This is a genomic window from Paenibacillus sp. GSMTC-2017 (assembly GCF_016019935.1).
Lineage (GTDB): Bacteria > Bacillota > Bacilli > Paenibacillales > Paenibacillaceae > Pristimantibacillus.
In genome coordinates this window covers 707,753-719,341 of record NZ_JAECMT010000002.1, presented here as the reverse complement: position 1 = coordinate 719,341, position 11,589 = coordinate 707,753, and the positions used below count along the sequence as shown (strand labels likewise).

Annotated in this window: 8 protein-coding genes; 6 read left to right on the top strand and 2 right to left on the bottom strand. The window is 41.1% G+C overall.

Features of this window, described 5'->3' with window-relative positions; translation table 11 throughout:
* Nucleotides 1-132: 132 nt before the first annotated feature.
* The gene (gene shc, locus I6N90_RS10805; RefSeq protein ID WP_197935513.1) at nt 133-2,049 is read right to left on the bottom strand and encodes a squalene--hopene cyclase; all 1,917 of its coding nucleotides are present in this window, start codon (nt 2,047-2,049) and stop codon (nt 133-135) included.
* Nucleotides 2,050-2,207: 158 nt separating this feature from the next.
* On the opposite strand from shc, the gene I6N90_RS10800 reads away from it, so the two are divergent.
* Nucleotides 2,208-2,696 (top strand): VOC family protein, encoded by a 489-nt coding sequence (locus tag I6N90_RS10800; protein ID WP_197935512.1) that lies wholly within the window; start codon nt 2,208-2,210, stop codon nt 2,694-2,696.
* A 202-nt stretch (nt 2,697-2,898) separates the two neighbouring features.
* The gene (locus tag I6N90_RS10795) at nt 2,899-3,435 is read left to right on the top strand and encodes a hypothetical protein (protein WP_197935511.1); all 537 of its coding nucleotides are present in this window, start codon (nt 2,899-2,901) and stop codon (nt 3,433-3,435) included.
* 228 nt (nt 3,436-3,663) lie between these two features.
* On the opposite strand, the gene I6N90_RS10790 is transcribed toward I6N90_RS10795, so the two are convergent.
* Complete coding sequence (locus I6N90_RS10790) at nt 3,664-5,019, bottom strand: lytic polysaccharide monooxygenase (protein ID WP_197935510.1); 1,356 nt, start codon at nt 5,017-5,019, stop codon at nt 3,664-3,666.
* A 341-nt stretch (nt 5,020-5,360) separates the two neighbouring features.
* Here I6N90_RS10790 and I6N90_RS10785 point away from each other — a divergent pair, with 341 nt between their 5' ends.
* From I6N90_RS10785 to I6N90_RS10770, 4 genes are all read left to right on the top strand, one after another.
* Entirely contained in the window at nt 5,361-7,172 is a 1,812-nt protein-coding gene (locus tag I6N90_RS10785) for a glycoside hydrolase family 3 protein (RefSeq protein WP_197935509.1), read from the top strand.
* An 81-nt stretch (nt 7,173-7,253) separates the two neighbouring features.
* The gene (locus I6N90_RS10780; RefSeq protein WP_232242852.1) at nt 7,254-8,912 is read left to right on the top strand and encodes an AraC family transcriptional regulator; all 1,659 of its coding nucleotides are present in this window, start codon (nt 7,254-7,256) and stop codon (nt 8,910-8,912) included.
* Between the two features lie 93 nt (nt 8,913-9,005).
* A complete protein-coding gene (locus I6N90_RS10775) occupies nt 9,006-9,986 on the top strand; it encodes an ABC transporter substrate-binding protein (RefSeq protein WP_197935507.1) in 981 nt (326 codons plus the stop codon).
* Between the two features lie 243 nt (nt 9,987-10,229).
* Entirely contained in the window at nt 10,230-11,588 is a 1,359-nt protein-coding gene (locus tag I6N90_RS10770) for an S-layer homology domain-containing protein (protein ID WP_197935506.1), read from the top strand.
* Nucleotide 11,589 lies beyond the last annotated feature (1 nt).

The window sequence follows — 11,589 nt, the reverse complement described above, 5'->3', positions numbered from 1 at the left end:
TCTTGGGTAGTCTGTATAGCGCTGATCGATAAAATATTTCTTTTTCAATGTAATGTGCTCTTCTTGTAGTAAGGAAAGATTGCGTAGTAGATGCTCACAATTGATGTGAGCATCTATTGTTTTATTAACATCCTAACCGCCACTAGAACCATATTTCCTCCGATAATTGCCCAAAGTAAGCAACGGCCAGATATATCGATAACTGTGGTAATGGACATAAAAGTTGCCTGGAAGTCCAGCTCCGGTTGGATATGTTGTCGTCCAATTTTCTCTGTGTAACGAAGCGATTAGCCGTTCTATACCTCTATTTATATTTACGGTTGGACGTGGGTAAATGGAAATTAGTGCATCCAAAGCCCAAGCGGTTTGTGACGGAGTACTTTCACCTAAGGCTACATAATGTTGCTGTCGATCACTTCTGCAGGACTCTCCAAAGCCGCCGTCAGCATTTTGTATGCTAAGCAGCCACTTAGTTGCCTTTTGAATCGAAGTATGGTTTGAGTGAATTCCGACAGATTTTAACCCTGTTATTGCAGCCCATGTTCCATAAATGTAACAAATTCCCCATCTGCCATACCAAGAACCGTCCTTCTCCTGATTATGAAAGAGCCAATCAGCACCGCGTTTGATATAGCTATGCTGGATGTCGAGCCCGGCGAAGTTGCCAAGGTATTCTAATGTTCTCCCTGTTAGATCAGCTTCGGAAGGATCAATTGCGGCAGATTTAGCACCATCGATTGAGAGCCATGTGAGCATGCGATTGGTCGTGTTTTTTTCAAAAGCAGGCCAGCCGCCGTCTTTATTTTGCATAGAGAGAACCCAGTTTAGACCACGATTCCATGATTCTTTGGAAGATGGATCTACTTGGCGGAAGCCCTTAATTGCACGCAGTGCAGCAGTAGTATCGTCGACGTCAGGATTAATTGTATTCGTTGCAGAAAATCCCCAGCCTCCAGGTGCTGTATTCGGGTTATGCTTGCTCCAATCCCCCCGTTTAGTATGCTGTTTATTTATTAAATAAGATGTCGCATTCTGAATGGATACTTGTTCATGGGGAGTACCCGATTGTTGTAAGGCGTAAGTTATCAATGCCGTATCCCAGATCGTTGAGGGAGAGTTTTGAATAGTTGTATAGTCATTTGTTCGCCACTGCATATTCGTTAATCCTTCTACAGCTTGAGCAATAAGTGGATGATCGTTATTATAGCCAAGCGAAAGTAGAGCGAAGACCATTACTATTGTACTGCTAGCATAGCTATATAAAGTTCCATCTGATTCAATTCGATCGAGCATAAACTGCTCAGCCTTTTTAGTCGCAACCTCATGGATATAACCAGAAGCTCCAAGCAGTCTGTTTAGCCCAGATCGCATATTGCCCATCATTTCCTGATGTTCGACGGTTAGATGTTCAGAGCTTTCGTCAATATCACTATCTGATGCCCGATTTAAAATAATAGCACTTAAATCAGGTGTGTTGTCTGTTCGAATAGAAAAGTTTTTACTTGCCATAATTAACATGGGAACTAAATGTACTCTTGCGTAACCGGAAAAATCAAAGATGTTAATAGGAAAGGAGGAAGGGAAAAGCAGTACCTCAAGTGGGATAGAGGAGATCGAGAGCGGCCATTTCCGCTGACCGGTAGCAGCTAGAATTGCTTTAGATAAAATGCTAGTTGTTGACGCAATGCCACCTTTAGATCGGATATAACGTTCGGCTCGAAGGATAGCTTCATCCGTTGATTGACTATATCCAGAAAAGAGCAAAGCGTAATAGGCATCGATTGAAGCAGAAGGATTTCCCTCTATTTCATCGCGATACAAACGCCATCCGCCATCCTCTTGCTGTGCGGCAAGGATACGGTCGTGAAGTTTGCGAATTATATCGTTATTTTGAACGTCTAACGTACGGAAGAGAATAATGACGTACGAATCGATAGTCGTATTATTTTCGAAGCAAAAATGCCACGAACCATCTTGCTGCTGTTGTTGCAACAACTTGGTTGTTAGCCGATTGATTTCAATATCTATATCGCGCAGCAATGGGTTCATAATAAATGTACCTCCAGCACCTTTTCTTACTACTATATGTTGCTTAAAGCGGCATAATGAAGATGGGATGAATCAGGTTTGAAACGGACTAGAATGATGGGGGGTTCAGTTATGGTATATTATAATTGCCATTTAATAGAAGAAAGGGTGAACGTTGTATGGGCAAGATTACTCCATTTCTGTGGTTTGATCATCAAGCAGAAGAGGCAATGACATTTTATATTTCTATTTTTAAAAATGCTGAGATCCATCATATTTCTCGAGTAGGAGGTAGTGAATCGGGGCAACAAGGACCTGTTATATCTGGTACTTTTCAGCTCGAAGGCCAACCATTTATGGCTTTAAACGGTGGACCTCATTATTCATTCACGCCAGCAATTTCACTATTCGTCAGTTGCGAGACGCAGGAAGAGGTCGATGATCTGTGGGAGAAATTGTCCGAGGGAGGCAAGAAAAGTCGGTGTGGCTGGCTTGAAGATAAGTATGGAATCTCTTGGCAGATCATTCCTACACTGCTTGGGAAATTAATGCAAGATAAAGATGCTGAAAAGGCAGAGAGAGTTATGAAAGCTATGCTTCAAATGGACAAAATAGATCTGGCTAAATTGCAGCAAGCCTATGATGGAGAAGATGGAGAAAACGTGTAATGATTAATTACATATGTTATTGAATGAAAATAAAGCCACATGTCGAATGACATGAATATAAGCCGATTTATTACCGCGTATTTCGCGGTTTTTTTATTTTAGCTGGAGTTAGAACGAAAGCCCGGAGCCAGCAACAATAATAGCTTCGATTACGTATATTTTAATAATAAAACAGATATTGGAATTGGAAGGTGATAAGAGGATGAATGGAAAACAGTTACGAGCGATAACTTTTTTATTGGTTTCCGCTTTAATGTTGACGGGTGCTTGCAGCAAACTAGAAGGTAATAAAGGAGAGCCAGCCGAAAACCCTCCTACTGAGGACGTCCGTGAATCGATCCATCCGGAAGAAACGCCGGAAGCTGTCAGCGAATCCGTGAAACCACAACAAAAGGAGGGAAATAAAGAAATTGTAATAGGTGTAGACCAAGAACCTCAAGAAGGGTCCTCAGGAAATATGTTTTATTTTTTTGTAGAAAATCTTCCCCCTAAGTATTATCTGAAGGAACTGCGCTGGAAATCAAAAACAAGCGATATCGTAGATACTTGGGAAGATGCCATTAATAACGGAGCAGGTTTAGGGAATGATGACTACGGCTTTTATATAAGTGGAAACGGACAGTTTTCTGGTTTTATATATGAAGATTCCATGAAAGAAGAAAAAGGTGAATTCAGTATTGTGTTTCGAGATGAACAGCAAAACGAAGTGATATGGAAAAAGAGTTTGACCTTGCGTTGATCTTGCTTTGAACATATAGAAAATGCATAAATCGTTTCATAGAACCCTTTGGTATTAACAGGAAACATAAATGGCATGTTTGTGTCGCGCGCAATGTATAAGGTTATATTTTAGTGGATTTGGGCAGATCATTTATAGTCAATGCATAGTAAGAGAGCCACAACGAGTTCAATTCGTTGTGGCTTCTTTATTATAGAAAGCTAGTAAGCTTAATAAGCACTTACATCTTTACTTTAATAGCCATAGAGAACCAACATTTGGTGGTTCCCATCCAACAGCCGAAGTGTGAGACTGACGGCATTCATAAACTAATCCGTTGTAGGAAACGAGTGTTCCAGGCGTATAAGCCGTATTCGCTGCCCAAGGGCTAGCTGTAGTTGTTCCTGCAGTTGTAGCGCTTACAGTGCTCGCCGCTGATTGATTGCCCGCAGCATCAATGGCACGAACAGTGAATGTGTAGCTTGTGCTTGCCGTAAGTCCTGTTACAGTATAAGAAGTTGCAGTACTAGCAACAGTCGTTACTAATGTTGTGCCACGATAAATACGGTAACCTGTTACTCCTACATTGTCAGTGGAGGCGTTCCACATAAGTTGTAAGCTGGTAGATGTTGGCGTTCCCATAACATGTAACGCCCCTGGAGCTGTTGGAGCTTGAGTATCGGTTCCTGTAATGGGACTTGTTGTTACAGTAATGGAATTGCTGGCAGTGGATTCATTTCCTGCTGAATCAATAGCTTTAACGGAATACGTATAGGCTGTATTTGATGTTAGCCCTGTTTGGTTGTAACTGAGCGTCGTACCAGTGACAGTTGCTGTTAATACAGACCCTCTATAAATGCGGTAGCCAGTGACACCAACATTATCTGTAGAGGCACCCCATGATAAGGCTATACTTGTTGCCGTTTTTGAAGGTGAAGTTAAAGCAGAAGGAGCAGTTGGTGCTTGTGTGTCCGTTGGATTAGATCCGCCGAAATTAACATCGATTACGTTGTAGAAAGCATTCGGAGTATCTGCAACTTCCCAAACTGCCAAGATGATATGATAACCCGTACGAGCAGGTACGTTACAACTATTTGAATAAGAGAATGGAGGTTGCACGCCCCCGTAATTAACGGAGCAGAATGGAGTTAGATCGAAGGAGCTGCGAGTAAGTGCGGCGTTTGGATTCCAATTGGTATTCGTAATGTAATATTTCCAGCTTGCAGTTGCGTGAGCCGCTGTAAGTTTCCAAGTAAATGTATTTTGTCCAGAGGAAAGGTTTACTTTCGACCAGCGAGTAGCTGATTGTTGATCTAGCTCAGGGAAAGCCCCAGCAGCACTTGCGATTTGTCCATCAGCGGGTCCTGCACTTGGGAATCCCTTTGGCGCTTCCAAACTTTGGGGTTCATATACGATTGCTCCGCAATTTGTATTTTGTCCAGATTTGCAAAGTGCAGCACGGCTGGCTGGCCCTTCTACATAACCATGAGCGGATATTTGCTGAGCAAATAAAGTAACGGATATGGCTGCTACAAGCATAATTCCTACGTACATAAAAATTTGTTTCACTGTCAAACGTGATAAACGAATAGCTTTACTTGTCATTCATTAACCTCCTCATAGTGGGGGAGTACTGACTTGTCATGGAATAAAGCGTTCTCATGAAAGGTGAGCCTCCAAGTGATTAACTCGTAAGTCGAGTATGATTCCTCCTTTCGTCTGGATTCATTGTATTGCGGGAGTGCAAATAATATGAAAGGATTTTGAAGAAATAAGTCAAAAGCTTGATTTCATTAAGCAAAATAAAGAAAATATTTATCTAATTATTCAGATAATTTAAAAGTGTAACTTTTCATGTTTGAGTGACATTTCTTTTTATACTATATAACTATAAAATGGTAAATGAGTGGGCTTGTAGTGTCCCCGAATAATAAAGGGAGGTAACTATGAAAAAAAAGGTCATGTTTTGGGTTGCAACATTCACTGTAATTGCAGCAGTGATTCTGGTCATCGCATTTAATACTAGAGAATTAAAAGAGCCTACGGGCAGTGCAAATACAACCGTGCCAAGTGCAACTCCCACCCAAAGTGATGTCGCTTCACACACATCGATAGAGGACAAAGTGAAAGACCTTATTGCAAAGATGAACGATAAAGAGAAAATTGGTCAACTCGTTATGTATACTCCTGATTATCAAGCAAGCGCCTTCTCAAGTGGAATGGTGAAGGAGTATGGTGTTGGTAGTGTGTTGCTTAACCGTCGCACAAAGGACGCTCTCGAAACAACTCAATTTATCAATCAATTACAGGAGTGGGCGACCGACTCTAGGCTAGGCATCCCACTTCTTATTTCTGGTGATATGGAGTATGGTGCTGCACAACGTGTTCCCGGAGAAGCAACTGTACTTCCAAGACAGATGGCGATAGGAGCTACGCAAAATACGTCTTATGCACAACAAGCTGCTGAAATAACTGCCGATGAAGCGAAAGCGATGGGCTTTAATTGGAGTTTTTCTCCTGTATCAGATGTTAATTCCAATAAATCAAACCCGGTAATTGGGGTTCGTTCATTCGGCGAAGATCCGAAGATGGTTAGCGAGATGGCTGTAGCACAAGTGAAAGGTTATCAAAATAAAGGTATCCTCTCTAGTGCCAAACACTTTCCTGGACACGGAGATACTGGTTTTGATTCACATTCTACGTTATCCACCGTTTCATACAGCGAAGAAGTGCTCCGAAATGTGCACTTAGTTCCGTTTAAGGCAGTTATTGATCAAGGCATAGAATCGATAATGACCGCACATATCATTTTGGAAGCGATCGATCCTGATTTACCTGCAACATTATCCAAAAAAGTGTTAACAGGACTATTACGAGAGGAACTAGGATTCCAAGGTATTATCGTTACTGACGCGATGGTCATGGATGCGATATCTAAAAACTGGGATGCTGGCGAAGCGGCTGTTATGGCCATCAATGCAGGTGCGGACATCGTGATGGCTAACGGATCTCAGCGTGATCAATCGAATACGTTAAAAGCGTTAGAAAAAGCATTAAAAGAAGGAAAGTTAGATCGGACTAGGGTAGATGCATCGGTCGAACGAATACTTACTCACAAGTTCAAGCTGAAACTATTTGAAAATCGATTAGTAGATGAAGCTAACGCAACAGAAGTTGTTGGTAGTTCAACGCATATGGATCTTGCGAAACAAATCGCTATAGATTCAATCACACTTATCAAAAATGAAGGCATTCTACCGTTTGACGCAGCATCAGAAGAAACAACTTTGGTTGTAAGTGCGGCATATGCGGGTGAAATAGCTGAATCGGTTAATGGAGTAAGTAAAGGGAAGGTCATCTCTTACCAAGTAGCCCCGGCACAAGGGGAGAAATTGGATGCATCAGATTCAGCAATTGCAACTGCCCTTAAAGAAGCAACTCACGCAGACCGAATTATTGTAGCTACTTTCTCAGATCGAGAACTATCCGCGGGGCAGGTTAAACTAGTTACTGAGCTGATTGCAACAGGAAAACCAGTCGTAACCGTCTCACTTGGAAATCCAAGCGACATATTGAGTTACCCTGGGGCAAGGGCGAATATAGCAACTTATGCGCTGGATAATTGGTATTGGATTACGCCTATTCCTGTATCTTGGGAAGCAGCGATTCAAGTTGTATTTGGCACCAAACCTAAAGGGAAATTACCTATTACACTTAGTGAAGAATACCCACGAGGATTCGGTCTTAGCTATCCATAATGGTGTAGAAATACGCTCTAATTAGCCACGTATTATGTTAAAATGAGACTAATTCAAAGAAGTGGCTAAGAGGGGAAACGGATGAGCTCGAGGGGCATGAACACTATTTATCGAATAAAAGAGATGCATGAATATATCGAGCAAGCAGATAGGGCTATCTATCCAATTGATACTGGAAAAGATAGCTCTATTCATATGCTTATCGTTACTGGAGCAGGATCATTACATTTGGGAGGACGGCACCAGTCATTAAATACTGGGGATGTATTATTGTTGTCATCTACTTCTGCTAGTCAACATGTAATAGAATTGCAGCAAGGCGTTCGATTGCTCCATATTCAATTCAATTGTTTAGTTGAATCTAGTAGTGGTGGCAGGAGCGGGAGTTACACATACCTTTCAACGATCCCCGAATGGATTGGCGGAAAGGGAGCTAAGCTTAAGTCGGAGAAACAAATAGTGAATGTTGGAAAACGACTATTTCAATTGCGGGAAGAAAGTAATGGTTGTGATGAGAGCGATAGCTTAAACATTCAGGCATTATTTTATGAAATGCTTCTGCTTTGTCGTGAGGGACTAAAAAGAAGCATTCAACTTGAGTCAGCTGATTGGTATGGACAAGCGGTTGCCTATATTCGGGAAAATTATCAGCGGAGTGTAAGCCTATCAAAGCTTGCGAGTATTGTAAAAGTTAGTCCAGATTATTTATCTCGTCGGATTAAAGAGGAAACAGGCAGTCCCTACTCTGACTTTATGTCTAAGCTACGTATTCGGAAAGCTCAAGAGCTTCTGCTAGGTAAGGAGATGAGTGTTGGAGAAGCTGCTCTGGCAGTCGGATTTAAAGATTCGCATTATTTGAGCAGGAAGTTTAAACAAGTGACAGGATATTCACCAACAGCTTATATTAAAAAAAATAAAACGATTGTATCACTAGAGCCAGTGTGTACATCTATGTTGCTTACACTCGGTTCGCAGCCGTTAATGGCTGGAAGTGATCCTTGGATGAAGCGTTATTTTCAGATGGACTTAGCTAGAAATGGTATACATACATTTAATGAACAAGATGTAGAAAGTAAAAGACATTTAGCAACGGTACGGTCCGATCTTAGAATCGGTTACGAGGACTCGGATCTATTAGAGTTATCTGGTCGAGCGTCCCCGTATATTAAAATTGATTGGAGAAAAACCGATTGGAGAGACCAATTCCGACATATTGGGGATTTGGTCGGGAAGTATCATGAAGCAGAAACGTGGCTTAGTCGGTTTGAAGAGAGGGCGTCTGAAGGTAGAGAGCTCATACATAATAGAATTGAACGTGGAGCCACATTCGCTGTATTTTCCTTAGAGCATGCTGATCTGGCCCTTGGCTATGTGAAGCTGTTAGGAGTTCCATTTGGTCGAGGTGCTCATATTATTTATCAGACGTTAGGTTTTTCGGCCCCACAATTGATAGAGAAGGAAGTGTTACGACGTGAAGGGTGGCTGGATGTGCCACTTGATGAGATACAAAAATACGCTGCGGACTATATAGTAGTCATTCGAGATCCAGCGTATACGTACAAAACGCATCCGAATACTAACTATGCTAATCAGCATCTGGCGTGGAGAGCTGTAATTAATCAAGCTAAAGCTACGTTCGAGTTTTCTTTCGAACATCATCATTTTGACCCGGTGGCGTCGGACATTCAATTAAGTGAAATTGTAAAGAAGTTGACTGCGGATTTGTCCACCAAAAGATAACGGATTACGATATGGACTTGAGTTAATTGCGGCTGATATAATTGCACATGTCTTGATAATGATTTTCAATTTCATCTTATGGAGGAATTAGACATGTTGCAAAAAAGAACATTGCTGTTAATTGCTTTAGTATTTGTAGTCATTTTCGTATCCGCTTGCGGTAATGGGCAAGGGACAAACAATAAGGGTGGAACGGGCGAAGCTACTGAAACGGCTGTAGTAGCAGAAACTGCTGACATTTCAGAGACTCGTGTGTACAAATCCTCACATGGTGATGTAGAGATTCCTAAAATTCCTAAAAGAATCGTAGCGGGTGGTCATCTTGGAAGTATGATTGCGCTTGGCGTAAAACCAGTTGGAGCGGTGAAGGAATGGGAAGCGGATAGTCCCTTTTTGGAAGGAAAAGTAGATGGAATTACCGATATTGGTGATCCGCATGATATGGAAACGATTATTTCTTTGAAGCCGGATCTAATTGTTCTCAGCTACGCAGACGATGTTGAGCCTTTTAGTAAAATTGCCCCTACCGTTCTCATTCCATATGAAAGTCTTAAGAGTGTGGAAGAGCAAATTACGGTTATTGCTGAGCTTTTAGGCAAGGAGCAGGAAGGCAAAGATTGGCTTGCACAATTTGATGAAAATGTCGTTAAATCACGCGATAAAGTTAAGTCGGTTATCGGTGAAAATAAGTCCGCAACAATAGTTGCGGTAATGGATGGAACGGCTGGCTTCTTAGGTGATCGTTTCGGGCGTGGTGGTCAAGTTTTATACAGAATACTTGGGATGAAGGCACCTGAGAAAGTGCAAAAACTTATTGATGGTGATGGGACGGTAGAAACGGTTTCTCTAGAGATATTGCCTGAGGTTGCAGGTGGAGATTACGTCTTCTTATCTAGCTTTATTGAAAATGATCCTGCAAAGGATGATTTGCTGCAAAGTGGTGTTTGGAAAAACCTTGATGCTGTCAAAAACAACCGTATGTTTGAGCTAGATCATCAACAATTTTATTTCTCCGACCCTATTTCGATCCAAGGACAGTTGAATTTGATTACGGAAATGTTGACTCGTAAATAGGACATTTTATATGAGAGTAAGTAGATTATGTTGACACCGATCTAGTTGTGTAGTATTTTTTATCATATATTAACAAAAAGCGAAGCACGCTTTCACCCTATTAATGTGGGGGGAGCGTGCTTTTTTGCATTTTTTGTCTAAATTATAATTGGCAAGTTGTGTAAATCGTGATACAACAATAGCGAGTTGTATTATTTTGGAGCTAATAATGATGAGTTGAAAATAAGATATGGGGGTTTTGATATGTTGAAGAAATGGAATGGGTATATTTTAGCTATCATTGTGATGTTTGGATCATTATCACTTCAACCTGTAAAAAGTATAAATGCTGCGGAAGCGAAGGGAATTGTTTTTAAAGACACGTCAAAGCACTGGGCTAAGACACAAATTGAGCTTGCAGTTCAGAAAGGTTATGTCAATGGCTTCCCAGACGGAACGTTCAAGCCAGATGCGGAAGTGACAAGAGCACAGTTCATTAAGATGATTGTGAAGGCGCTTGGCTTGGAGCATGAAGCAGAAGGTAGCGTTTGGTATACGACTTATGTGAAAGCAGCGAAAGCGGCAGGCATTTACCAAGGGGAAGTGGATTTTGCTGAGTGGAATGTGAATGCGAAGATAAGTCGGGAACATATGGCTTGGTTGGCGGTGAGGGGTGCGGATGATTCGTTGGTTACTGTGGAATCAGCAGGTATAACGAAGACTGTTCAAACTAATAGATGGCCACTAACTACTACTAATAACGAGGTTACTCGTACTGATGCATTTATGAGAGATTATTATGAAGATTTCCTGGTACATACTGCATTCAAACGTGGTGTTTTAAACGGTTTCGGTGGGAAGGAAGTCGGGATTGAGCGAACGACTACCAGGGCACAGTCAGTTACGGTAATCGAGCGAATATTGAGTCTCAAACAAGGGAAAAAGCTTCCTTCAGACAAATATGCAACTTCTGAAGCAGAATTGTTATGGCTGAAGACGAATGCTTTTTCTGTTGCTCCACACATTTTTAATGATCCAAAGGGTTCCAGCATGTTAAAGAATTATAAGCTAGAAAATTTAGTTTTCCAAAACTCAATAATACATTCTGAAGTTAAGCGAATTATACTAATTGATCTGGACGATCCAAAAGATCCTTATCGTAAGTTGCTACCTGAGACGAAAAAATTAGGGTTTAGGTATGTGAAGAATATAGGGAAATTACCAAGTGACGCTTATGCGATGTATATCGAGTACGAAACACACTATAACAAAAATCCTGACCAATATCCTGGTGTTGTAGATGTTACAACACAAAGTTATAAAGAACCGAATCCCTATCCAATTGACAAATTAGTAGATCCAAGTGAAATTATGACAAAAGAAAAGGGATTTGAACATATCAATGCATATGTTCCCTCTGATCAGAAGTCTAAAACAGGAGAAGGAGTAGTTGTATGGGCAATTCCTAACTCTGGCTATAGCTTATATGAGAATACTGGGGAAAACCGAAAGAAACTAGATAGATTATTGTCGCTAAGCTTTTATGTAAATCCTTCCTATGGAGAAAATGCGAATATAAGTAATTCTATTTTCTTTGGTACAACAACACACTATGGAAAATAGA

Coding starts and splice junctions, on each gene's coding strand:
- shc (WP_197935513.1), bottom strand. CDS start 2,049: ATGAACCCATTGCTGCGCGATATAGATATTGAAATCAATCGGCTAACA.
- I6N90_RS10800 (WP_197935512.1), top strand. CDS start 2,208: ATGGGCAAGATTACTCCATTTCTGTGGTTTGATCATCAAGCAGAAGAG.
- I6N90_RS10795 (WP_197935511.1), top strand. CDS start 2,899: ATGAATGGAAAACAGTTACGAGCGATAACTTTTTTATTGGTTTCCGCT.
- I6N90_RS10790 (WP_197935510.1), bottom strand. CDS start 5,019: ATGACAAGTAAAGCTATTCGTTTATCACGTTTGACAGTGAAACAAATT.
- I6N90_RS10785 (WP_197935509.1), top strand. CDS start 5,361: ATGAAAAAAAAGGTCATGTTTTGGGTTGCAACATTCACTGTAATTGCA.
- I6N90_RS10780 (WP_232242852.1), top strand. CDS start 7,254: ATGAGCTCGAGGGGCATGAACACTATTTATCGAATAAAAGAGATGCAT.
- I6N90_RS10775 (WP_197935507.1), top strand. CDS start 9,006: ATGTTGCAAAAAAGAACATTGCTGTTAATTGCTTTAGTATTTGTAGTC.
- I6N90_RS10770 (WP_197935506.1), top strand. CDS start 10,230: ATGTTGAAGAAATGGAATGGGTATATTTTAGCTATCATTGTGATGTTT.